This is a genomic window from Nocardia sp. NPDC051787, assembly GCF_040681325.1.
GTDB lineage: Bacteria > Actinomycetota > Actinomycetes > Mycobacteriales > Mycobacteriaceae > Nocardia.
The window spans coordinates 60,249-82,809 of sequence record NZ_JBFAYO010000008.1 but is presented as its reverse complement, the minus strand read 5'-3'; the positions used below and the strand labels follow the sequence as shown (position 1 = coordinate 82,809).

Here is a 22,561-nt window from a genome sequence, read left to right as displayed (position 1 = left end):
CGGCTCGTCTCGGTCTATCAGTCGCGCGGCTTCTCGCGCAGCTCGTAGGCCTCGATGATGTCGCCTTCCTTGATGTCGGAGTAGGTGACCGTCATACCGCACTCGTAGCCCTCGCGGACCTCGACGGCATCGTCCTTCTCCCGTTTCAGCGAGGAAATCGTCATCGTCTCGGCGATCACCACGTTGTCGCGGAGCAGGCGCGCCTTGGCGTTGCGCTTGACCGAACCCGAGGTGACCATGCAACCGGCGATGTTGCCGACCTTCGACGAGCGGAAGATCGCCCTGATCTCGGCGCGACCCAGCTCGACCTCTTCGTAGATCGGCTTGAGCATGCCCTTCAGGGCCTTCTCGATCTCGTCGATGGCCTGGTAGATCACCGAGTAGTACCGGATGTCGACGCCCTCGCGGTTGGCCAGCTCGGTCGCCTTGCCCTCGGCGCGGACGTTGAACCCGATGATGATCGCGTTCGACGCCGACGCCAGGTTGACATTGGTCTCGGTGACGCCACCGACACCGCGGTCGATGACCCGCAGTCGCACCTCGTCGTCCACCTGGATCCCGAGCAGCGCCTCTTCGAGGGCCTCGACGGTACCGGAGTTGTCGCCCTTGAGGATCAGGTTCAGCTCGCTGGTTTCCTTCAGCGCGGCATCCAGATCTTCCAGGCTGATCCGCTTGCGGCTGCGTGCGGCCAGCGCGTTGCGCTTGCGCGCGTTGCGCCGGTCGGCGATCTGCCGTGCGATCCGGTCCTCGTCGACCACGAGCAGGTTGTCACCGGCGCCCGGCACCGACGTGAAGCCGATGACCTGGACCGGCCGCGACGGCAGCGCCGCGTCGACGTCCTCGCCATGCTCGTCCACCATGCGCCGCACGCGACCGTAGGCGTCGCCCGCGACGATCGAGTCGCCGACGCGCAGCGTGCCGCGCTGCACCAGCACCGTGGCGACCGGGCCGCGGCCGCGGTCGAGGTGCGCCTCGATGGCCACACCTTGGGCGTCCATGTCCGGGTTCGCCCGCAGGTCGAGGGCGGCGTCCGCGGTGAGCAGGACCGCCTCGAGCAGTGCCTCGATGTTGGTGCCCTGCTTGGCGGAGATGTCGACGAACATCGTGTCGCCGCCGTACTCCTCGGCCACCAGGTTGTACTCGGTCAGCTGCTGCCGGATCTTCTCCGGGTTCGCGCCTTCCTTGTCGATCTTGTTGACCGCCACCACGATCGGCACGTCGGCCGCCTGCGCGTGGTTGATCGCCTCCACCGTCTGCGGCATGACGCCGTCGTCGGCGGCGACCACCAGGATCGCGATGTCGGTGGCCTTCGCACCACGGGCACGCATGGCGGTGAACGCCTCGTGACCCGGGGTGTCGATGAAGGTGATCAGCCGGTTGTCGTCGCCCAGGTGAGTGAGCACCTGGTAGGCGCCGATGTGCTGGGTGATGCCACCGGCCTCGCCCTCGCGGACGTTGGCCTTGCGGATGGTGTCCAGCAGCCGGGTCTTACCGTGGTCGACGTGACCCATGACGGTCACCACCGGCGGACGCTGCTCGAGGTCTTCCTCGCCGCCCTCGTCCTCGCCGTAGGTGAGGTCGAACGACTCCAGCAGCTCGCGGTCCTCGTCCTCGGGGCTGACCACGTGCACGACATAGTTCATCTCGCTGCCGAGCAGCTCGAGCGTCTCGTCGTTCACCGACTGGGTCGCGGTGACCATCTCGCCCAGGTTGAACAGGGCCTGCACCAGCGCGGCCGGGTTCGCGTCGATCTTCTCCGCGAAGTCCGACAGCGACGCGCCGCGGGCGAGCCGGATGATCTCGCCGTTGCCGCGCGGCAGCCGCACGCCACCGACGGCGGGCGCCTGCATCGAGTCGTACTCTTGCCGCTTCTGCCGCTTCGACTTACGGCCACGGCGGGGCGCGCCACCGGGACGGCCGAACGCGCCGGCCGCACCACCGCGGCCGCCGGGACCACCGGGACGACCGCCGCCGCCACCACCGCCGGGACGACCGCGGAACCCACCGGCCGCACCGCCACCGGCACCGGGCGCACCCGCGCCCGCACCGGGAGCTCCGCCGCCGCCACCGCGGTAACCGCCGCCACCGCCACCGCCACCGGGGCGACCGGCACCGGCGCCTCCGCCGGGACGACCGGGACGACCCGCGCCGGGACCACCGGCTCCGCCCGGACGTGCCGCACGCGAGGGCATCGCACCCGGGTTCGGGCGCGGCGGCATCGAGCCGGGGCTCGGCCGCGGACCACCGGGACGCGGACCACCCTGGCCGGGTGCGGGGCGTCCACCCTGCGCAGGACCGGGACGCGGACCACCCGCGGGACCGGGACGCGGGCCATCCTGGGCGGGGCCGGGACGCGGACCACCCGGACGGGGAGCCGGTCGCGGCGCGGGACGCTCCGGAGCCGACGAATAGGGGTTGTTACCGACGCGCGGGGTCTTCGGCCCCGGACGCGGACCGGACGAGCCGCCACCCGGACGCGGGGCACCCGGCGTGGGTGCGCCGGGACGCTGCTGCTGACCGGGTCGCGGACCACCCGGCGTCGGGCGCGGGCCCGCGGGGGCCGGTGCGGAACTCGCGGTCGCGCCGGAGGCCGCGGCGGCCGCCGGAGTGATGGACTCCCGTGCCGCGGGCTTGGGCGCTGGGGCTGGTCCCGGACGCGCGGCGGGGCCCGGCTTCACCGCCGGGGACTCGCCGGTGCGCGCGGCGGGACGGGCGCTCTCCTGGGCGGCGGGGGCCGCCGGAGCGGGCGCCGGGGCCGGACGCGGACCGGGACGCGGGCCTCCGCCCGCGGGCTTCGCGGCCGGACGGGCCGACGACGGACCGGGGCGCGCACCCGACTTGGCGCCGTTCGACGGGGCGGATTTCGCCGCGAACGACTCACGCAGCCTGCGCGCGACGGGAGCTTCCACCGTCGACGACGCGGACTTCACGAACTCGCCCTGCTCCTTGAGCGTTGCGAGTAGTTCCTTGCTCGTGACACCGAGTTCTTTGGCCAACTCGTGCACGCGGGCCTTGCCTGCCACTGCTCTCCTCACTGAGAGGCCGAGCAGCGCCACCGTCTTGCTGACGGGGGCCCGCACGACCTCGGGTTATCTCCGATGGACGTTCATCGTTGGTACTTCACGGTGTGCTCATGAGTGCTCGTGCCTGTTCTCGAGGTAATGCTCCAGGGCTGAGATATCCAGATGTCCGGACACTCGTAGTGCTCTGCCGATGGCTCGGCGCCGCTCTGCCGTGCTCAGACAAGCCGAAAAGGGGTGCAGCCAGGCACCCCGTCCGGGAAGTCTGCGCCGCGGATCGGGAACGATCTCGATGACGTGGGAGCCGTCACCGGTCTCACGATCCCGAGCCACGATCCGCAACAGATCGACGGCCAGTTCGCGCTTCCGGCACCCGATACACGTCCGCACGGGAGCCGACCGGCGCTGGGGCGCCGCGTGCTGCTCGGTGGTGCGATCGGGCATAAGTGCCGAAGGTTCGGACTGAACCTTGGACCACTCTACCGCTGCCTTGCTCGGAACGCCGAACCCCTCCCCCGCGGAAGTTACGAACCTGTCATCCCGAGCACTCCGCTGGCGGGTTCCGGTCAACTCCGGTGCGCCTCCGTCCGGACGGATCCGCCCATGTCAGGGGCGGCATCGCTGCGGATATCGATGCGCCAACCGGTCAGCCGCGCGGCCAAGCGGGCGTTCTGTCCCTCCTTGCCGATGGCCAGCGAAAGCTGGAAATCGGGCACCACGACGCGGGCCGCGCGCGCCTCGGGGTCGACGATCGTGACCGAAACCACTTTCGACGGCGAGAGCGCGTTGCCGACGAACGTCGCCGGGTCGTCGGCGTAGTCGATGATGTCGATCTTCTCGCCGGCCAGCTCGCTCATCACATTGCGCACCCGTTGGCCCATCGGGCCGATGCAGGCGCCCTTCGCGTTGACGCCGGGCACGGTGCTGCGCACGGCGATCTTGGAGCGGTGCCCCGCCTCCCGCGCAACGGCGACGATCTCCACCGAGCCGTCGGCGATCTCGGGCACCTCCAGCGCGAACAGTCGCCGCACCAGGTTCGGGTGGGTGCGCGACAACGTGATCTGGGGGCCACGCGGACCGCGCGAGACGCCGACGACGTAGCACTTGATCCGGTCGCCGTGCTCGTAGGTCTCGCCGGGCACCTGTTCGGCGGGCGGGATCAGTCCCTCTGTGCCGTGCAACTCGCTGCCGATGCGCACGACGACCGTGCCGCGGGCGTTGGCGCGTGCGTCGCGCTGCACCACGCCGCCGACGATGTCGCCCTCGTGGGTGGAGAACTCGCCGAAGGACTTCTCGTTCTCCGCGTCCCGCAGCCGCTGCAGCACGACCTGCCTGGCCGTGGTCGCCGCGATCCGGCCGAATCCCTCGGGGGTGTCGTCCCATTCGGAGATCACGTTGCCGTCGGCGTCCAGTTCGCGCGCCATCACCCGGACCACGCCGGTCTTCTGGTTGATGTCGATGCGCGCGTTGGGCTGATGCCCCTCGGTGTGGCGGTACGCGGTCAGCAGCGCCGACTCGATCGCGGAGATCACGGTCTCGATCGAGATCCCCTTGTCTGCGACGATCGCGCGCAGGGCTTCGATTTCGATGTTCATTCCACGATCCCTTCGGTCGGCGAATCGGACGCTGTTACGGATTGGTGTTGTGCATTCGGTGTTCCTCGAGCAGGTGCCGCGTCGGCGACCGCCACCGCGTCTTCCTCGCCCGGAACGGGTCGTCCCGGAACGACTCCGCCGGCGAGCTCCAGCTCGCGCGGGCCGGGCGGGGAGAACTCGACTTGGACGACGGCGCTGCCGATGTCGGCGAGTGGGACCGTCACCCGGTGCGGGTCACGCTTGCCGCCGAGCACCAGCGCTACCGAATCGCCGGTGAGCGCGCCGACTCTGGCATCGAAGGTCGCCGCCCCTTCCGGCGGCTGCACGCCGTCACGTAGTGCGACACGCACCTTCCGCCCCCGGGCCCGGTGCCAATGCCGGTCGGCGGTCAGCGGGCGATCGATGCCCGGCGTCGTCACTTCCAGGAGGTAGGGCGTCTCGCCGAAATCTCCCGCGTCGTCCAGCAGCGCCGACAGCTCCGCGCTGAGCGTGGCGATCGAGTCCAGATCGGACGCGTCGCTGTCCACGATCACTTGCACCCGAGCCTGCGCGTCCGCGCGCTTGCCCGCCGTCGAGATCTCGACGCCCTCGAGGTCGAATCCTCGGCGTTCGACGAGACCAGCGACGAGCTGGCTCACCCTTTCCTCGGTCGGCATCGGCATGTGGGCGGCTCCTGGTTCAGTTGTGACGCGGCGGGAAATTTCTCTACCGAAGGTCTAGCGTAACGCGCCACGAGAGTGTAAAGGACCAGTGGTCGGGGAGTTCGCGCGCCACGGCCGACGCCTCGTCCGGTGGCGTGCCACGAATCTGGCACGATGGTCCCGTGCCCATCCGCCTTCCCGCCCCGCCGCGTGCCGGGTGCACTTCCGGCATTCCCACCGACCGGCACGAGCCCCGCCTCGCCGCCCTGGATCGTCGCAGCGCACTACGCCTCGCGGGCGGAGGAACGGTCGGCATCCTCACCCTCGGCGCCCTGGCGGGCTGTGCTGAAAAGGATGTGATCCACGAACCGGATCCACTTGCCGCACAGGAGATTCTGGCTCGCGCCGATGCGGCCGCCGCCTCCGCGGCCATCGCCATGGCACCGGAACGGCACGCGGCGCTCAGTGTCATCGCTGCCGAGCGCACCGCGCACGCCGATGCGCTGCGCACCGAGATCGCCCGCGTGATCGGTGTCTACGCCGACGGAACCACACCGGTGCACCGCACCCGCGCCAATGGATCAGGGCCGTCCGCCGTGGCCGCCGGCAGCGCCGTTCCACCTACCGCCCCGCCGAGTATCGATGCGCTGCGCGCCCAGCTGACCGCGTCCCAGAAATCGGCCGCCGACCTGGCCCGCGCCCTGTCCGGATACCGGGCCGGGCTGCTCGCCTCGATCAGCGCCGCCTGCGCGGCTCAGGCGGGGGTGTTGCTGGCATGACCGAAGCCGAACGCCAGGCGCTGGTGGACGCGTTGAACGCCGAATACGGCGCGGTATACGCCTACGGCGTCATCGCTGCGCACGCCTCGCCCGAGCGCACCAGACTGATCGCCGAGCACACCGCCGCCCACCGCGCACGGCGCGACACCACCGCCGACGCGCTCGCCGCGGACGGTGTGACGGTGCCGCCGCCAGGCGCCGCCTATACCGTGCCATTCCCGGTCACCGACCCGATCTCGGCGGCCCGGCTGGCCGCGACGGTCGAGTCCGACACCGCGATCGCCTGGCGAGCGGTGGTGGAGCGCGGTGCGTCCGCGACCGTCCGCCGCACTGGTGTCGACGCGCTCACCGGCGCGGCCGTCCGGCTGGCCACTTGGCAGTCGATCCTCGGCGCCAACCCGCCGACCGTCGCGTTCCCCGGCAAAGCCTGACCGCGCTGCGCGGCAGAACGGTGGTCCGGGCACCGACCCGGACCACCATTCGGCTCGAGACGCCGTGCCTACGGCCGCATTTCGTAGGCGCCGTCGTAGGACGCCACCTCGGCCCATACCCGGTCGAAACGCGGACGGTCGGCGACCGGCGGCCGCAGCGCGGCCGCGGCCCAGCCCTGCTGGTCCGGGGTGGCCGACGACTTGCCGTACAGCGCGGTGGCGTAGGCGTTGAAATCGCGGATCTGGAAGTCGAAGATCTGGTCGATCAGATCACGGTCCAGTCCGGTGATCGCGGCCTGCTCCAGGATCAGCTGGCCGTAGACCACCAGCGAGAACAGGTGGCCGATGGTCAGCATGAAGTCCAGGTCCTTCTGCTGCCCGGCATCCGGCGCCGCCGTGGTCAACAGCGTGCGCAGCGCCTGCGCCTGCTCGTAGAACCGGCCGACGTTGGGAATGTCGGCGTGCTTGTCGTAGATCGGAGTCCAGTCCGCGAACCGCACCTTGCCCGCGCCCCGCGCCGGGCCCTGCCGCCAGAAGAACGCGTCGTCGGCGGCGTCCTGCCTGGTCCCGATCTCCGGGTAGTCCTGCGGGTTGAACAGGTAGTTGGGCATGAACTTCAGGATCTGCCCGACATTCACGTGCACCGTGCCTTCCAACCGGGGCAGGGTGTTGATCAGCCGCTGCACCTCGGCGAAGTAGGTGTTCTTCTCGAACCCCTTGGCGGCCAGCACGTCCAGCAGCAGCGTCATGACGGTCTCGCCCTCGGAGGTCACCTTGGACTTCGTCATCGGGTTGAACAGCAGATAGCGGCGGTCCTCCAGGCTCGCGCTGCGGAAGTAGTCGACGGCGCGGTCGCTGAACAGCTTCATCGCGAGGATGCGCGCGTAGGCGTCGACGAAGTTCGTTCGCACATGCGGGAAGTCGGTGACCGGGTTGCCGTAGAGGATGCGGTTGTCGGCATGCGTGATCGCCTCGTAGAAGGAGTGCTCGACCATGCCTATGCCGCCGTGGCAGAGGTTGAACTTGCCCACGTTGACGGTGTTCAGCGCCGCGGAGAACGCCTCGGGGCCGGTGTGCAGGATGTCCTCGGCGCGCACCGGGTAGTTCTCCAGGCGGAAGGTGCTGACGTACATCTGCTGGTGCACGACATTGCCGAGCAGGCGATAGTTTTCGTGGCGGGAGTCGGCGGCGAACCAGACGTAGGCGTCGGCGCCCTCCAGATCGGCGCGACGGGAGAACACCGACACCATGCTCGCCACGTTGCCGTTGCCGATGTAGTACTTCTCGCCGTTGGCGCGGAAGAGGATTCCGGCTTCGGCGTCGGCGCTGCCTGGCTCGGTGGGGGTGAGCACCAGGTCGGTGTTGTAGATGTCGGCCCCGTGGGTCTGTTCGGACAGACCGAACGCCATCACCTCGCCCGCGGACAAATCGGCGGCCGCACGCTTCTTGGCGTCCTCGTTGTCGCTCTGCCAGATCGGGCCGAGGCCGAGGATGGTGACCTGCTCGGCGTACCAGTACGCCAGACCGTAGAAGCCGAAGATCTCCGACAGCGCCGCGTTGCGCGCCGCGTCCCACCGGCGGTTCGGGTCGCCGTCGGCGTAGGCCGCGGGGGTCAGGAAGGTGGCGAACAGCTTCTCCTTCTTCACGAAGTCGAGGAAGTCGGCGGTCCACACCGCGTTCGCGTCGTCGGCGAGCAGACGCTGCTTGCCCCGGCCCTCGAACCACTCGATGGTGGCGCGCAACAGTCGCCGCGTCTCGGCGTCGAACTGCTGCGGATCATAGGTGGCGGGGTTGAACAACCGCGCGTCTGTGTTCGTCATGGCGGTTAACTTACCAGCGGGTAATTGCAGCGTGGACCAGGTATGCGGGTTTATGACCAGCAAATTCAGGCTACGGTCACGTAGGTAGCCGCAGCCCGATTGGTGGTATCGCGCTCCCCGCTTCGAGTGGTCTCCCGAGCTGCTTTCCGTCCGTCCGCGAAAGCGAACGACCCCTGACACACTGCGTCAGGGGTCGTCGACCACCAGGTGAGCCAGTCAGCGGCGGATTTTAGCCGCCACCGCGTCCACCGCCGCGGTGGCGGGGAGTTCTTCGGTCTCGCCGGTGAAGCGATCGCGCAGTTCGACCTTGCCCTCCGCCCAGCCACGGCCGATCACCAGGACCAGCGGCATGCCGAGCAGTTCGGCGTCCTTGAACTTCACCCCGGGCGAGGCGGTGCGGTCGTCGAAGAGCACGTCCAGGCCTTGGGCGTGCAGTCCGGCCACCACCTCTTCGGCGCCGGCGCGAGCCGCGTCGTCCTTGTTCGCGATGACCACGTGCACGTCGTACGGCGCGACCGCGGCGGGCCAGCGCAGCCCCTTCTCGTCGTGCTGCTGTTCGGCGATCACCGCGACCATGCGCGAGACACCGATGCCGTAGGAGCCCATGGTCAGCCGGACCGGCTTGCCGTTCTCGCCGAGCACGTCCACCTCGAACGCGTCGGTGTACTTGTTGCCGAGCTGGAAGATATGGCCGATCTCGATGCCGCGCGCCGACACCAAGGTTCCGCGCCCGTCCGGCGAGGGATCGCCGTCGCGGACCTCGGCCGCCTCGATGGTGCCGTCGGGCGTGAAATCCCGTCCGGCGACCAGGCCGGCGACGTGCTTGCCCGGTTCGTCGGCGCCGGTGATCCAGCTCGTCCCGGTGACCACACGGGGATCGACGAGGTAGCGGACACCATTGGCCTGCAGGCTCTTCGGGCCGATGTAGCCCTTCACCAGGAACGGGTTCTCGGCGAAATCGGCGTCGGTGAGCAGCTCCACCTCGGCCGGTTCGACCGAGGCGCCGAGACGCTTGTCGTCCACTTCGCGGTCACCGGGGACGCCGATGCCGATGATCTCGGTCTTCCCGTCCGGGTGCCGCAGCTTGACCATGACGTTCTTCAGCGTGTCGGCCGCGGTGACCGGACGGCCGTAGCGCTCGGCGAGGCCCGCGCTGTTCGCCCAGTCGACCAGCGTCGCGATGGTGGGGGTGCCGGGGGTGTCGTGCACGACGGCGGCGGGCCGGTCCTCGACCGGCAGCGGGTCGGGAGCGGGCGTGACCACCGCCTCGACGTTGGCCGCGTAGCCGGATTCCGGGCAGCGCACGTAGGTGTCCTCCCCGACGGGGCTGTCGGCCAGGAACTCCTCCGACGCACTGCCGCCCATCGCGCCCGAGGTGGCCGCCACGATGACGTACTTGACCCGCAGCCGGTCGAAGATGCGCTGGTAGGCCTGCCGGTGCGCGTCGTAGCTGGCCTCGAGGCCGTCCTCGTCCAGGTCGAAGGAGTAGGAGTCCTTCATAACGAACTCGCGTCCGCGCAGGATGCCCGCGCGGGGACGCTCCTCGTCGCGGTACTTGGCCTGGATCTGGTACAGCGTGACCGGAAGGTCCTTGTAGGAGCTGTACTCGCCCTTCACGGTGAGCGCGAAGAGCTCCTCGTGGGTGGGGCCGAGCAGGTAGTCCGCGCCCTTGCGGTCCTGCAGCCGGAACAGGGCGTCGCCGTATTCGGTCCACCGGTTGGTGGTCTCGTACGGGTCGCGCGGCAGCAGCGCGGGGAGCGAGATCTCCTGGGCGCCGATCGCGTCCATCTCCTCGCGCACCACGTCCTCGATCTTGCGCAGCACGCGCAGGCCGAGCGGCAGCCACGAGTAGACGCCCGGGGCGACGCGGCGCACGTAGCCGGCACGCACCAAGAGTTTGTGGCTGGGCACCTCCGCGTCGGCGGGATCGTCGCGCAGGGTTCGCAGGAACAGGCGGGAGAGGCGGGTGATCACGGAAGCACAGGGTAGTCGCTGGCCGGACGCTGGTCACAGCGCATTACCGTATTCGTTCGTGCTGGTGCTGCTGCCTCCTTCCGAAACCAAGTCCGACGGCGGCGCCGGAGCGCCGCTCGCGCTGGACGAGCTGGCGATGCCGCAGCTCACGGCGGTGCGCGCCCAGCTGGTCGAGGAAGTCGTGCGGTTGGCGGCCGACCCGGATCGCTCCCGTGTGGCGCTCGGGCTCGGCAAAGGCGCCGACGGCGAGATCGCCAGGAACGCGGCGCTGCGTACTTCGCCGACCCGGCCCGCGCTGGAGCGCTACACCGGGGTCCTCTATGACGCGCTCGACGCCCGCTCCTTCACCAAAATCCAACGGTCCAAGGCGTATGCCCGGCTCGGCATCGGCTCGGCCCTGTTCGGCGCGGTCCGCGCGGGTGACCCGATTCCCGCCTACCGGCTCTCCGGCGGCTCCAAACTGCCCGGGCTGCCCACCCTTTCGGCTCTGTGGCGCGACGAGCTGGCCGCGGCGCTGCACGCCGAGGCCGCGGGCGAACTCGTCGTCGATCTGCGCTCGGGCACCTATCAGCAGCTGGGCCGGGTTCCCGACGCGGTCACCGCGAACGTGCTCACCGAGCATCCGGACGGCTCGCGCACGGTGGTGAGTCACTTCAACAAGCACCACAAGGGCCTGCTCGCTCGCGCCCTCGTGCTCACCCGGGCCGAACCGTCCGACGTCCGCGCAGTGGCGCGGGTAGCGGCCAAAGCCGGACTGCGAACCGAAATCGCCTCGCCCACTGAGCTTTTGATCCTCACCTGAGTGCGGATCGCTATCCGGTCGCAGCGGTAAGCGCGGAGAGCTCGGCGGCGAGATCGGCCCGTGCCGCCGACTCGTACCGATGGCGAGCGGTCGGCGTGCGGAACAGATAGCGCTGCTCGGCGAGTTTGCGCAGTACCGCCGCCCGTGCAACTGTCACCCTCTCCCGGTGCCCGCCGTCAGGTCGCGAATCAACAGGGCGGTGTGCAACGAGGTGCGGGATTCGCCGTCGTCGAGGTCGACGTCGAGGATGCGTGCAATGCGGGCGAGCCGGTCGTAGAGAGTCGGTCGGCTGATCTCGAGCCTGCGGGCGAGTTCGGTCTTGTTGCCCGCCAGATCGAGGAACTGCCGCAGGGTACGGGTCAGATCGGTGTCGTGGCGGATGTCGTAGCGCAGCAGCGCGCTCAGCTCGGTCTCGGCGAACCGCTGCACGCCCGGCTCGCCGCGGATCAGCGACAGCAGACCACGCAGGCGCACATCGCCACTGCGATAGAACGACCGCGCCGCCGAACTTCCCAGCGAGAGAGCGACTTCCGCGACATGCGCGGCATGCGGGAGCCCGTGCGCGGTGTCCGACAGCGAATCCGACACCGCGCCCGCGCCGATCACCGCCCGCCGCACCCCGTCGACCCGGCGTACCTCGCCGAGGATCGTGGCGCAGGCGGCGGCGAGCGCCTCGTCCGGGTCAGCGGCGCGCGGCAGCGCGAGGATCAGCGAAACCCGGTCCCCCTGCTCGGCCGCGACCAGCGCGGTCGTCTTCGCCAGGCCGAGCCCGTGCGTCACCGCGTCCACGATGCCCACGGCACGGCGCTGTCCCGCCACCGGATCGGTTTCGGTCGCGGCGGCGACGTCGACGGCGAGTGGGACGTAGGCGGCCCTGCGAGCCAAGCCGAGCGCGGCGGCGCGAGCGAGTGCGTCGCGCTCGTCCAGCCTGCCGTTGACCAGGTCGTCGATCAGTCCGGTCTGGGCCTGCCGGTGCAGACCGAAGCGGTCTTTCTCGATCATGCGGTGCAAGGTCAGCGTCTGGGCGGCGCGCTCGAGCACCATGCGCGCCCGCTCGCTCGGCACGCCCTCGGCGCGCAGGAGCAACCGTCCCCACCGCTGCGTGTGCGGGCCCACCGCCACCGCGTTCCAGTTGTCCGGCAGCAGGCGCGAGGTGGTCTCCCAGTTCTCCAGCAGCGCCGAGGTGGACGCGTGGCGCGCGGACAGCGCCAGCACGCGGTGCGCCAGGTCTTCCAGCACCACCGGCGCGTCCAGCATGGCCGCCGCGGTCTGGACGATCTCGGCCAGCGCGGCGCGGCGCACACTGAGCTCGGTGAACGTCTCGTGCACGGTGCGCGCGAACTCCAGCTCCGCGAATTGGTCGGCGACGATCACCCGGTGCACGGCTTCGGTGATCTCCACGAACCGGGTAACCCGGTGCAGCGCGATCAACGGAAGCTCCAGCGCGTCGGCCGTTGCCGCGACGGCGGGCGACAGCGCGCGTACATACCCGCCGAGTTCGACCACCAGCCCGGATACCCCGGCGGCGGCCAAGGTGGTCAGGTACTCCGCCGTCGCCGCGTCACCGTGACTCATGGCCTGTCCGGTGGTCAGGATCAGCTCGCCGCCGACCAGCAGGTGCGCCGTGTCGGCCACCTCGCTGACATGCACCCAGCGCACCGGCCGCGCCAGCGATCCGCCGCCGACCACCTCGGGTTCGCCCGCGCGCACCACAGGCATCGCCAACACGTCGGCCACGGAAGGGATCATCGACGAATCGTAATACTGGACGCAAAATTTCGTACAGATCGTCGGCAGATCAGGATGGGTGCATGCCGGAGAGTGAGAGTCAGGCCGTGTTCCGGCCCCGGTCGCCCCGGGCATCGAAGGCTCGCGGCGCCGATGCGCACGACCGAAAATGAGGAACATGCACACATCGGGCACTGGCTCGGCCATAGGTATTGCCAAGTGACGCAGGAGAACTCGCCGATGACCCTTCCGAACGGACTGTCCCTCGACGAGGCCCGTGCCGCGGCCGCCCGAGCTTCCGAACTCGACCGCAGCCATGTCTTCCACTGCTGGTCCGCGCAGGCGCACCGGGATCCGATGACGATCACCGCGGCCTCGGGTTGCTATGTGTGGGACGGGGACGGCAACCGGCTGCTCGACTTCTCTTCGCAGATGGTGAACACCAATATCGGACATCAGCATCCGAAAGTCGTCGCGGCGGTGCAGGAGCAGGCCGCCAAGCTGTGCACCATAGCGCCGCAGCACGTCAACGACGCTCGCTCGGAGGCCGCGCGCTTGATCGCCGAGCGCACCCCCGGTGACCTCGACCGGATCTTCTTCACCAACGGCGGCGCCGATGCCGTCGAGCACGCCGTGCGGATGGCACGACTGCACACCGGGCGCTACAAGGTGCTCGCGCGCTACCGCTCCTACCACGGCGGCACCGAGACCGCGATCAATCTCACCGGCGATCCGCGGCGCTGGCCGAACGACCGCGGCAACAGCGGCGTGGTGCACTTCTTCGGACCGTTCCTGTATCGCACCGAATTCCACGCGACCACCGAGGCCGAGGAGACCGACCGCGCGCTCGCCCATCTCCGGCATACCATCGCGTTCGAGGGTCCGGAGACGATCGCGGCGATCGTGCTCGAACCCGTCCCCGGCACCGCGGGCATCATGGTTCCGCCGCCCGGCTACCTGGCCGGGGTGCGGGCCCTGTGCGACGAGTACGGGATCGTGTTCATCGCCGACGAGGTGATGTGCGGCTTCGGGCGCACCGGAAAGTGGTTCGCCATCGAGCATTTCGACGTCGTGCCGGATCTGCTCACCTTCGCCAAGGGCGTGAATTCCGGATATGTGCCACTGGGCGGAGTGGCGATCGGTCCGGCCATCGCCGCGACCTTCGAGGATCGGCCCTATCCCGGCGGACTCACCTACTCCGGGCATCCGCTGGCCACGGCCGCGGGGGTGGCCACCATCACCGCGATGCGCGACGAGCGGATGGTGGAGAACGCCGCCGACATCGGCGACCGCGTGCTCGGTCCCGGCTTGCGCGAACTCGCGCAGCGGCATCCCAGCATCGGTGAGGCGCGCGGTACAGGCGTGTTCTGGGCGCTCGAGCTGGTCCGGGACCGGGTCAGCCGCGAGCCGCTGGCCCCGTACGGCGGGACGAGCCCGGCGATGGGCGAGGTGGTCGCGGCGTGCCGTGCGGCCGGGTTGCTGCTGTTCGTGAATTTCAATCGGCTGCACGTCGTCCCGCCGTGTCTGATCAGCGAGGCCGAGGCGAAGGAGGGTCTGGCGATCCTCGACCAGGCGTTGGAAGCGGCGGACCGGCACACCGTCTGAACCGTGGGAATGCCCTGCCGCGCCGGGTTGTTCGCTCAAAGCGTGACCAGTACCGCTGTACTTTCCGATGACCTGAAGAAGTACCTGGACGAGGAGCGGGTGTTCGCCACCGCCGCCACGGTCGGGGCGAACGGGCAACCGCACCTCACCGTGATCTGGCTGAAGCGCGACGGCGATGATCTGCTCTTCTCCACCACCGCCGATCGCCAGCAGGGCAAGAACCTCGCGCGCGACCCGAAGATCACGGTGCTGATCAACCCGCCGGACAACCCGTATGTCTACGCGGAGATCCGGGGCACCGCGACGATCACCCCGGATCCGGAGAAGACGCTGCCCGACGAGCTCTCGCTGAAGTACACCGGCCGGAAGTACGCGGATTTCAACCCGGCGTCGGTGAACGACGGCCCGCGCATCATCGTGCGGGTGACCCCGCGCCGCGTGGCGGGCCGATTCTGACCGGCTGCCACTAGCCCGCCCGGCTGATTCCTCTGGCCCGACGCCCAGCGCTGCTTGCTCGGCCATACTCGCCCCGCTTGCCCGAGCCAGGCTTCAGCCAAGCAGGCGGACACCTGGATCCCGCGATTACCACCCCACGCAACCGCATGGGCCCCACGCCTGCTTTCGAGCGAAGCGAGATCGAGCGTTGCCTGGTCGCGGCCCGGCTCACGTCCGAATGGCCGCCGCGTCCGCGACGAAGTCGCCAGCGGCGGTCGCTCGGACGCGAGCCATAGGGGGCCGCGAACAGGCAGCGCCGTAGGCGCTGCAAATCGAACACAGCTCAAGCCTGCTGGGCCTCTTCCTGGGCGTGCTGCGCCTTCGCCAGCTGCTGCGGTGTGAACCGCAACGTCAGCGCGACGAGTCCGGCCGCGAAGGCGATGAGCGCGCAGACGAACAGCACCAGCGTGTAGCCGTTGCCCAGCGCGGCGATCTCCTCGGGCGTCATCCCGGCGACCTTGCCGGTGCTGCCGCCGAGCGAGAGCGTGCGCGAGGCGGCGATCGGGGTGAGCAGGCCGATGAAGACCGGCGTCGCCAGGTTCATGAACATCTGGCCGACCGCGGCCAGCGGACCGATGTTCGCCGGTGGCACGCCGACGAGCACGCACAGCGGCGAGAGCACCATCGCGATGCCGACGCCGAAACCGATCACCGTCAGCAGCGGCAGCAACGTCGCGAAGTAGAGCACTTCGCCATCGAGGGTGGAACCGAACAGCAGCCCGACGCCCAGCACCACGGCCGCACCCGCGAGCAGCCAGCGGGGCGCGATGTACAGCGCCGCCTTGGACGCCACCGCGCCGCCGATGCCGATGCCGACGGTGAACGGAATGGCCGCCACACCCGCCTTGAGCGGACCGTAACCGATCACGTTCTGCATGAACTGGGCGACGAAGAAGGTCATCGCGCCCAGCACGCCGCCCGCGAGGAAGATCAGCAGGAAGGTGGCGACGCGGTCCCGGCTGTCGAACAGCGACCAGGGCAGCAGCGGGTCGTCCATGCGCCGTTCCAGCGCCACGAAGACGATGAGCAGCACGACGCCCGCGATCAGCGAACCGATGATGGCGGGGTGCCCCCATCCGAGCTCCGGTCCCTCGGTGGCGCCGAACACGATGGCGGCGCAGGCGATGGTTCCCAGCACCGCGCCGGGCACGTCCAGCGCCGAGCGGTGGTGTTCGGTGTCGGCGAGTTTGTAGGCCGCGCCGAGGATGATCAGCACACCGATCGGGACGTTGATCAGGAAGATCCACCGCCATGACAGCTGGGTCAGCGCGCCGCCGACCACCAGGCCGCCCACCGAGCCGATACCGACCATCGAGCCGACGATCGCGATCGCCTGATTGCGCGCCTTGCCCGGCGCGAACGTGGTGGCCACGAGAGCGAAGGCGGTCGGAGCCGCGACCGCCGCGCCCGCGCCCTGGAGGGCGCGCGCCGCGATCAGCATGCCTTGGTTCTGCGCGAGCCCGCACAGCAGCGAGGCGAAAGTGAACACCGCAACGCCGACGACCAGCATGCGTTTGCGGCCGAAGGCATCGCCGAGCCTGCCGCCGAGCAGCATCAGGCCAGCGAAGGTGAGCCCGTAGGACGTCACCGTCCACGCGCTTCCCGCGCTGGACAGCCCCATCTCCTCTTGCAACCGCGGCAGCGCGAAGATCACGACCGTGCCGTCGAGCACGACCATGAGCTGCAACCCGCTCAGGACTAGGATCGCGAGCCCGAAGGCCCGCTGCGTCACTGGATACTGCATCGTCGCAGCGGGATTCCGAAGCACAGTGAGCCACTGTAATTGATGCTCCGCATCATCTCCCCGCCCACCGACCCGGCGCGAACGGCCATGCATGGCAAACGGCACGGCCGACTCGCCTCCAACAGCCGCCACGTCGCCGTCGCACCGGGTCTGCCGTGCCGCACGCCGACTGCGTCACCACCAACTGGCCTCACCAGGTCGATGCACCCGAGCCACCGATTACCCACCGGGTTCAGCACCCCAGCCACCGAAAACCCTGCGGCCGACCTCGCCGCACTGGGCCCCGGCCATGCGTGGCGGTTTTCGATCGCCACCGCATCGATCGCCTCCATCCCGCCGGACCGCGAAAGGCGGACAGCGCGACGCCGGTCTCGCATGACCGGTTCGTCGCGCCCTCGGTGCGTATCGGTGGCTGGGGCCGTCACATCGCGGCTTCCGACGCCGGTTATCGATCCATCCGGCTACGGCGCTAACCGGTCGCGGAGTCGGCGTGCGATGGGGCGGAGGCGGCGGAGAATCCGGCGGTGGGGCCGATCACCACGATGGCGGGTGGCCGGATGCCTTCCTCGCGGACCCGGGTGGCGACCGTGCCGAGATCGGCGCGCAACACGCGCTGGGTGCGCAGCGTGCCCTCCTGGATGACCGTGGCGGGTGTGCCGGCGGGCCGCCCGCCATCGAGCAGCGCCGTGGCGAACTGTTCGATCCGCTCCACCGCCATCATCAGCACCAAGGTGCCGCGCAGGCGGGCCAGCGCGGGCCAGTCGACCAGCGAGTCCGGATGGTCCGGCGCGACATGCCCGCTCACCACCACGAACTCGTGGGTGACACCGCGGTGCGTCACCGGAATCCCCGCGGCGGCGGGCACCGCGATGGGGCTGGTGACACCGGGCACCACCGTGACCGGGACCCCGGCCGCGACGCAGGCTTCCAGCTCCTCGTAGCCGCGCCCGAACACGTAGGGGTCGCCGCCCTTGAGCCGCACCACGAACTTGCCCGCCTTCGCGCCTTCGATGAGCGCGCTGTTGATCGCATCCTGCGCCATCGCCCGCCCGTACGGGATCTTCGCGGCGTCGACCACCTCGACCTCGGGTCCGAGTTCGGCGAGCAGTTCCGGCGGAGCCAGCCGGTCGGCGACCACCAGATCCGCCCTGGCCAGCAGCCGCCGCCCGCGCACGGTGATCAGATCGGGATCGCCCGGTCCGCCGCCGACCAGGGCCACACCGGGCGTGATCGGCGTCGAGTCGTCGCTCACCACACCCGATTGCAGGGCCTCGAGCAGCGCGGTGCGCACCGCCGCCGAGCGCCGGTGCTGTCCGCTGGCCAGCACACCGAGGGTCAGTCCGTCATAACGCGCGGTAGCCGGGGTGACCGCCGTGCCGAGCCGCGCCGTGTCGGCCCGCACGCAGAAGATCCGCCGCCGCGTCGCCTCGGCGACCACCGCCGCGTTGGTCTCCGGTTCGTCGGTGCACGCGATCGCGTACCAGGCGCCGTCGAGGTCGCCGTCGGCGTACGCGCGCAGCGCGATGGTGATCTGACCCGACGTCGCCATCCCCTCGACCGCGGGCGTGACCGCGCGACTCACCACATGCACGTCCGCACCGGAGGCGATCAGCAGGCCCAGCCTGCGCTGCGCCACCGTGCCCCCGCCGACCACGACGACGCGCCGCCCGCGCAGATCGAGCCCGACCAGGTAGTTCGGGTCGCCGGTGGGCTGGTCTTGCGTTGCGTCTGACGTGTTCGGCACAAGTTTCGAGCCTACGGCCTGACCGCCTGCCACCGGCAATCGACCGGCCACCCCTGCGGCGCCGGTTCGCGATCGCCGCGACCACGACCGAGCGACAGGTCGCCGTCTACCGGCGATAGGGCGCCTCCTGAACCCAGTGGAAGCCCCGCGCGATCAGTGGGAAGGTGTTCTGCTCGACCAGCTCCACACGCAGGCGGACCGGTCGTCCGCCGAGTTGACCGTCGAGGATCAGGGTGGCCGGGTCGGGCTGCTGATAGGTGAACGTGCCAAGCTTCCACCGGCTGGCGGCATCCTGGGTGAGGGTGGCCGTGCGTGCGCCGGCGTCGACCGTCCCCGGCAAGGTGACCAACGAGTCGTCCATGCGCTGCACGGTCACCGAGACGGGGTTGTCGAACACCACGCCCGGCCCTCTCCGCTGATCCTGTGCGGCAGCAACGCTGAGGCGAGCCGGGATCGGCCGGTATCCGGGAAAAACGGTGCCCCAGGGATCGCAGGCACGGAAATCAGGGGGCGGATGTTCCGGCCGATCCACTGTGACCTGCGACGACACACCGCAGCGAGCGGGGCGGCGAGTCGCTTACGGACACCAGGTGGCATACGGTCGGTTTGTCATTCACTCCGCCCGGCTCCACCGACGGACTCGATGTCGTGGCCGGGACCGACCGGCTTGGAAGGTGGACGCATGACACGGGTGACACCGGCGCAGGAGCTACTCGAGGTGGCCTACGAGGAAGCGCTCCACGGGCTCGCCGAGGGCGGGATCCCGATCGGCGCTGCCCTCTTCGACGCGGACGGCACGCTGCTCGGACGCGGCCGCAACCGCCGGGTGCAGTCCGGGGATCCCAGCGTCCACGCCGAGACCGACGCTTTCCGCGCGGCCGGACGGCGGCGCGACTACCGCAGCACGATCATGGTCACCACTCTCTCGCCGTGCTGGTACTGCAGCGGCCTGATCCGCCAGTTCGGTATCGGCTCGGTGATCGTCGGGGAATCGCAGACCTTCTCCGGCGGGCACGAGTGGCTCGCCGACCACGGTGTCACGGTGACCGTCCTGCAGGACCGGCGCTGCGTCGACCTGATGGCCCAGTTCATCACCGAGCATCCCGCCCTGTGGTACGAGGACATCGGCGTCGCCGACGAACTCGACGCGTGAATTCCACCTTCCGCGCGGCTCAGCGGAAGTACGGATATTCCTGAACCCAGTGGAAGCCGCGGCTGCGCAACGGGAAATCGTCCAGGTTCACCGAGGTCAGCGCGATCGACACCGGCTGTCCGGCGATCATTCCGGTCAGCGTCAAACGCTCGGGTGCGGGCCGGTCGAAGCCGAAGCTGCCGATCATCGCCGGTCGCTCGGTCATCGCGCTCGGTGGCGCTAGCAGGGCGAGGCTGCCTGCGTCGGAATCGACCATCGCGAGCACCGGGACCAGCCGACCGTCCATCCGCTGCACCGCAGCGCCATCACGGTCGAAAACCACCCGCTGCCAACGCAATTCGTCGGTGGTCAGCGGCGCAAGCGGCTTTCCGTCCACACTGAATTCGGTGACCGCCCAGATGCCGTACAGCGGAGGTTCCGACCGTCCCGCGCCCTGTTCGGTCCACCGGTCCCAGCCGGTGTAGGCGTTCGAGAACAGCAACCACAGCCCGAGCGCGATCTGCGCCGCGGCCGCGATCCGGTCGGGTCGCGGCGTCCGGAACAGCGGGGGCGTCGCCGACGAGCCGGTGGGCCGGTCCAGCACCAGCACGTTCACCAGGCGCCGGGCCTCGGGCGCGAGCAGCACCAGGCACAGCAGCATGAGATGGAACGACAAGATCTTCGCGGGCACGTCGTAGGTCATGTCCAGCACGAACACCTGGGTCGTGCACACCAGGCTCAGCATCGCACCAACCAGCGCGGTGCGCGGCACGAACAGCAGCACTCCGCCCAGCAGTTCCGCGCAGCCCAGCAGGATTTCGTACGGTTGCGACACCCCGATCTGGTTCCAGAGCACCGCCATGGGGCTGAAGTCCCCGTACGGCTGGATCAGCCGGCTCAGCGGCGTGGGCGGCATCTGCGTCGGGATGACCTTGGCCATCCCATACGAGACCATCTGCCCGGCCAGGCACAACCGCAGAAACAGCAGCAACCACGGCTGCACCGCCCGGTAGTCCGGCCGTTTCCGATCCAGCACGCTCCAGATCACGGTCCCGAGCACCGCGACAATGCCGACGACGAACACCAGCACCCAGAAGTAGGCCTGATCTCCACTGATGGACGCCGCGTTCGCCGCGACGGACGCGCCGAACACCTGCGTTCCGGTCCACTCGACGAGCGGGCGGAGCGCGCGGGCGACCCCGTAGTTCACCCAGTCGGGCAACCATTGCCGGGACAGGCCGAGGAACTCCGGCACGATCGACGGATACACCAGGCAGAACAGCCCGAAATACAGAAACCCGAAGCGGAACGCCACGCGGGTGGCGCCGCTCCAGGGCCGGGTACCGGGATCCGCGGCGCTCGCCGCGCCGTCTGCCCGATCGAGGATCGCTTCCGCGGTCACGGCGGTCCCTTCCAGTCCGAGTGCGCAGACCGAAGGTATCGAAAAGTCCGGTACCCGTTCGCGGATTGGTCGGATCCGACCAATCGTCGCGGGATCGCGGTCAGCGAAAGTACGGGTACTCCTGCACCCAGTGGAATCCGCGGCTGCGCAGCGGGAAGGAGTTCAGGTCCACCCGATCCAGCGACAGCGTGACCGGCGTCCCGTTCAGCTCGCCGGTCAGCAGCAGTGTGTCCGTGGTGGGCTGGGTGAAGGTGAAACTCGCCAGACGGGTGGGCGACGCGTCCGGGGAGCGCGGCGGCTGCGACAGCACGAGCGTGTGGGCGGCATCGTCGACCTGCGCCACGACCGGCACGAGCGAGTCGTCCATTTTCTGCACGCTCGCGTTCGACCGATCGAAAATCACTCGGCGCCAGCGGTTCTCTTCGGTGACCAACGGTGGCACCGGATGCCCTGCGCTGTCCCGCTCCCCGACCGTCCAGATGCCGTACAGCGGAGGCTTCGGCGCCCCGTTCGTCTCGCGCCACATTTCCCAGCTGGTCTGCGCGGTGCCGATCAGGATCCACAGCCCCAGAGCCACTTGGAGCGCCGCCACGATCCGGTTCGCGCGCCGGGATCCGAACAGGGCGGGCTGGGTGGCCGGCTCGGACGGGCGTTGCAGCACGAGCACGTTCGCCAATCGCCTGGCCTGCGGCGCCAGGACCACCAGGCACAGCAGCAGCAAGTGGAACGACAGGATCTTCACCGGCACGTCGTAGGTCATGTTCAGCACGAAGACCTGCGCCATGCTCACCAGGCCGAGCATCGCACCGATCGTCGCGGTGCGCGGCACGAACAGCAGCACTCCGCCGAGCACTTCGGCGGTGCCGAGCATGATCTCGTACGCGGGCGCGGCGCCGACCTGGTTCCACAGCACGGAAGCCGGGCTCATGGTCCCGTACGGCTGCAACAGCGTGGTGAGCGCCGGTGCGGGCATCTGTGTCGGGATGGCCTTGGCCATGCCGTAGAAGAGCATCTGGCCGCCCAGGCACAGCCGGATGAACAGCACGAACCACGCTCCGAGGGTGGTGTACTCGCGACGGCGTCGATCGATGATCGACCAGACGACGGTGATCACCGCGGCCGCGACGAGTTCACAGCAGATCAGCACCCAGATGGCGGCTTGGTCGCCGCTGCCGGAATCCTCGTGCAAAACGGCGTCGACTCCGAAGACGTGCTCGCCGACCCATCCGGTCAGCGGGCTCGTCGCGCGCATCTGCCACAGGATCGCGCTCTCCGGCAGCCATTTCCCCACGATCCCTGTGAACGCGAAGAGGATCTGCGCGAACAGCACACAGAACAGGAGCAGATACGCGAAGACGAACCGGAACCCGATCCGGGTCGGCAAGCGCCAGGGCCGTCGCTCGACGCCGAGCCGCTCCTCGTCACGGCGGGGATCCAGGACATTCGTTTCGATCGTGCGCACACCGACCCCTCGCTCGCCGACAGATTTCCGCGAGCCGAAGGTATCCGAGCGGATGGTGGGATGGCCTCAGGGAAACCCCCGAATTCCGCCTACATCTTCCGGCCTACGTGCTGACCCCACCGGCCGATCTCCGACTGTCCGCTCAGCGGGACTCACGTCCGGTTTTTCACCCATGACCCAACTAGAA

Annotated in this window: 19 protein-coding genes; 6 read left to right on the top strand and 13 right to left on the bottom strand. The window is 69.5% G+C overall.

What is annotated here, in order from left to right; genetic code table 11:
- Positions 1-17: 17 nt before the first annotated feature.
- From infB to rimP, 4 genes are all read right to left on the bottom strand, one after another.
- Positions 18-3,023: a translation initiation factor IF-2 gene (gene infB / locus AB0M45_RS10970; RefSeq protein WP_364325788.1), complete on the bottom strand. Its 3,006-nt coding sequence runs from the start codon at positions 3,021-3,023 to the stop codon at positions 18-20.
- Between the two features lie 108 nt (positions 3,024-3,131).
- Complete coding sequence (locus AB0M45_RS10965; RefSeq protein WP_364325785.1) at positions 3,132-3,464, bottom strand: YlxR family protein; 333 nt, start codon at positions 3,462-3,464, stop codon at positions 3,132-3,134.
- A 122-nt stretch (positions 3,465-3,586) separates the two neighbouring features.
- Positions 3,587-4,615, bottom strand: a complete 1,029-nt coding sequence (nusA, locus tag AB0M45_RS10960; protein ID WP_364325782.1) for a transcription termination factor NusA — start codon at positions 4,613-4,615, stop codon at positions 3,587-3,589.
- Complete coding sequence (gene rimP / locus AB0M45_RS10955; protein ID WP_364325779.1) at positions 4,612-5,277, bottom strand: ribosome maturation factor RimP; 666 nt, start codon at positions 5,275-5,277, stop codon at positions 4,612-4,614. The genes nusA and rimP overlap by 4 nt, the downstream gene beginning before the upstream one ends.
- Positions 5,278-5,522: 245 nt before the next feature.
- On the opposite strand from rimP, the gene AB0M45_RS10950 reads away from it, so the two are divergent.
- Together AB0M45_RS10950 and AB0M45_RS10945 are read left to right on the top strand one after the other, a co-directional pair.
- Positions 5,523-6,035 carry a hypothetical protein gene (locus tag AB0M45_RS10950; protein WP_364326210.1) on the top strand — a complete coding sequence of 171 codons (513 nt, stop codon included), beginning with the start codon at positions 5,523-5,525 and terminating at the stop codon, positions 6,033-6,035.
- Positions 6,032-6,466 (top strand): ferritin-like domain-containing protein, encoded by a 435-nt coding sequence (locus AB0M45_RS10945; protein ID WP_364325776.1) that lies wholly within the window; start codon positions 6,032-6,034, stop codon positions 6,464-6,466. Before AB0M45_RS10950 ends, AB0M45_RS10945 begins: the two co-directional genes overlap by 4 nt.
- A 68-nt stretch (positions 6,467-6,534) precedes the next feature.
- Here AB0M45_RS10945 and AB0M45_RS10940 read toward each other — a convergent pair whose 3' ends face one another.
- Both AB0M45_RS10940 and AB0M45_RS10935 read right to left on the bottom strand, forming a co-directional pair.
- Complete coding sequence (locus AB0M45_RS10940; RefSeq protein ID WP_364325773.1) at positions 6,535-8,286, bottom strand: acyl-CoA dehydrogenase family protein; 1,752 nt, start codon at positions 8,284-8,286, stop codon at positions 6,535-6,537.
- Positions 8,287-8,502: 216 nt separating this feature from the next.
- On the bottom strand, positions 8,503-10,260 hold the full coding sequence (locus AB0M45_RS10935; RefSeq protein WP_364325771.1) for a proline--tRNA ligase: 1,758 nt from the start codon (positions 10,258-10,260) through the stop codon (positions 8,503-8,505).
- A 58-nt stretch (positions 10,261-10,318) separates the two neighbouring features.
- On the opposite strand from AB0M45_RS10935, the gene yaaA reads away from it, so the two are divergent.
- Complete coding sequence (gene yaaA, locus AB0M45_RS10930; RefSeq protein ID WP_364326207.1) at positions 10,319-11,062, top strand: peroxide stress protein YaaA; 744 nt, start codon at positions 10,319-10,321, stop codon at positions 11,060-11,062.
- Positions 11,063-11,072: 10 nt separating this feature from the next.
- Here the strand turns inward: yaaA and AB0M45_RS10925 are convergent, their stop codons facing one another.
- Together AB0M45_RS10925 and AB0M45_RS10920 are read right to left on the bottom strand one after the other, a co-directional pair.
- A complete protein-coding gene (locus AB0M45_RS10925) occupies positions 11,073-11,219 on the bottom strand; it encodes a hypothetical protein (RefSeq protein ID WP_364325768.1) in 147 nt (48 codons plus the stop codon).
- Complete coding sequence (locus tag AB0M45_RS10920; protein ID WP_364325765.1) at positions 11,216-12,811, bottom strand: PucR family transcriptional regulator; 1,596 nt, start codon at positions 12,809-12,811, stop codon at positions 11,216-11,218. The genes AB0M45_RS10925 and AB0M45_RS10920 overlap by 4 nt, the downstream gene beginning before the upstream one ends.
- A gap of 219 nt (positions 12,812-13,030) precedes the next feature.
- On the opposite strand from AB0M45_RS10920, the gene AB0M45_RS10915 reads away from it, so the two are divergent.
- The gene (locus AB0M45_RS10915) at positions 13,031-14,395 is read left to right on the top strand and encodes an aspartate aminotransferase family protein (protein WP_364325762.1); all 1,365 of its coding nucleotides are present in this window, start codon (positions 13,031-13,033) and stop codon (positions 14,393-14,395) included.
- A 42-nt stretch (positions 14,396-14,437) separates the two neighbouring features.
- Positions 14,438-14,851 carry a PPOX class F420-dependent oxidoreductase gene (locus tag AB0M45_RS10910; RefSeq protein ID WP_364325759.1) on the top strand — a complete coding sequence of 138 codons (414 nt, stop codon included), beginning with the start codon at positions 14,438-14,440 and terminating at the stop codon, positions 14,849-14,851.
- Between the two features lie 322 nt (positions 14,852-15,173).
- Here the strand turns inward: AB0M45_RS10910 and AB0M45_RS10905 are convergent, their stop codons facing one another.
- The 3 genes from AB0M45_RS10905 to AB0M45_RS10895 form a co-directional block, all read right to left on the bottom strand.
- A complete protein-coding gene (locus AB0M45_RS10905; protein WP_364325756.1) occupies positions 15,174-16,634 on the bottom strand; it encodes an MFS transporter in 1,461 nt (486 codons plus the stop codon).
- Positions 16,635-17,103: 469 nt separating this feature from the next.
- Positions 17,104-18,378: a uroporphyrinogen-III C-methyltransferase gene (cobA, locus tag AB0M45_RS10900; protein WP_364325753.1), complete on the bottom strand. Its 1,275-nt coding sequence runs from the start codon at positions 18,376-18,378 to the stop codon at positions 17,104-17,106.
- Positions 18,379-18,484: 106 nt separating this feature from the next.
- Entirely contained in the window at positions 18,485-18,778 is a 294-nt protein-coding gene (locus AB0M45_RS10895) for a hypothetical protein (RefSeq protein WP_364325750.1), read from the bottom strand.
- 282 nt (positions 18,779-19,060) lie between these two features.
- Between AB0M45_RS10895 and AB0M45_RS10890 the strand changes: the two genes are divergently transcribed.
- On the top strand, positions 19,061-19,531 hold the full coding sequence (locus tag AB0M45_RS10890) for a nucleoside deaminase (RefSeq protein ID WP_364325747.1): 471 nt from the start codon (positions 19,061-19,063) through the stop codon (positions 19,529-19,531).
- 19 nt (positions 19,532-19,550) lie between these two features.
- On the opposite strand, the gene AB0M45_RS10885 is transcribed toward AB0M45_RS10890, so the two are convergent.
- Both AB0M45_RS10885 and AB0M45_RS10880 read right to left on the bottom strand, forming a co-directional pair.
- Positions 19,551-20,912, bottom strand: a complete 1,362-nt coding sequence (locus AB0M45_RS10885; RefSeq protein ID WP_364325744.1) for a DoxX family protein — start codon at positions 20,910-20,912, stop codon at positions 19,551-19,553.
- 100 nt (positions 20,913-21,012) lie between these two features.
- Positions 21,013-22,374, bottom strand: a complete 1,362-nt coding sequence (locus AB0M45_RS10880) for a DoxX family protein (RefSeq protein WP_364325741.1) — start codon at positions 22,372-22,374, stop codon at positions 21,013-21,015.
- Positions 22,375-22,561: the final 187 nt, after the last annotated feature.

Coding starts and splice junctions, on each gene's coding strand:
- AB0M45_RS10965 (WP_364325785.1), bottom strand. CDS start 3,464: ATGCCCGATCGCACCACCGAGCAGCACGCGGCGCCCCAGCGCCGGTCG.
- nusA (WP_364325782.1), bottom strand. CDS start 4,615: ATGAACATCGAAATCGAAGCCCTGCGCGCGATCGTCGCAGACAAGGGG.
- rimP (WP_364325779.1), bottom strand. CDS start 5,277: ATGCCGATGCCGACCGAGGAAAGGGTGAGCCAGCTCGTCGCTGGTCTC.
- AB0M45_RS10945 (WP_364325776.1), top strand. CDS start 6,032: ATGACCGAAGCCGAACGCCAGGCGCTGGTGGACGCGTTGAACGCCGAA.
- AB0M45_RS10940 (WP_364325773.1), bottom strand. CDS start 8,286: ATGACGAACACAGACGCGCGGTTGTTCAACCCCGCCACCTATGATCCG.
- AB0M45_RS10920 (WP_364325765.1), bottom strand. CDS start 12,811: ATGATCCCTTCCGTGGCCGACGTGTTGGCGATGCCTGTGGTGCGCGCG.
- AB0M45_RS10915 (WP_364325762.1), top strand. CDS start 13,031: ATGACCCTTCCGAACGGACTGTCCCTCGACGAGGCCCGTGCCGCGGCC.
- AB0M45_RS10905 (WP_364325756.1), bottom strand. CDS start 16,634: ATGCAGTATCCAGTGACGCAGCGGGCCTTCGGGCTCGCGATCCTAGTC.
- AB0M45_RS10890 (WP_364325747.1), top strand. CDS start 19,061: ATGACACGGGTGACACCGGCGCAGGAGCTACTCGAGGTGGCCTACGAG.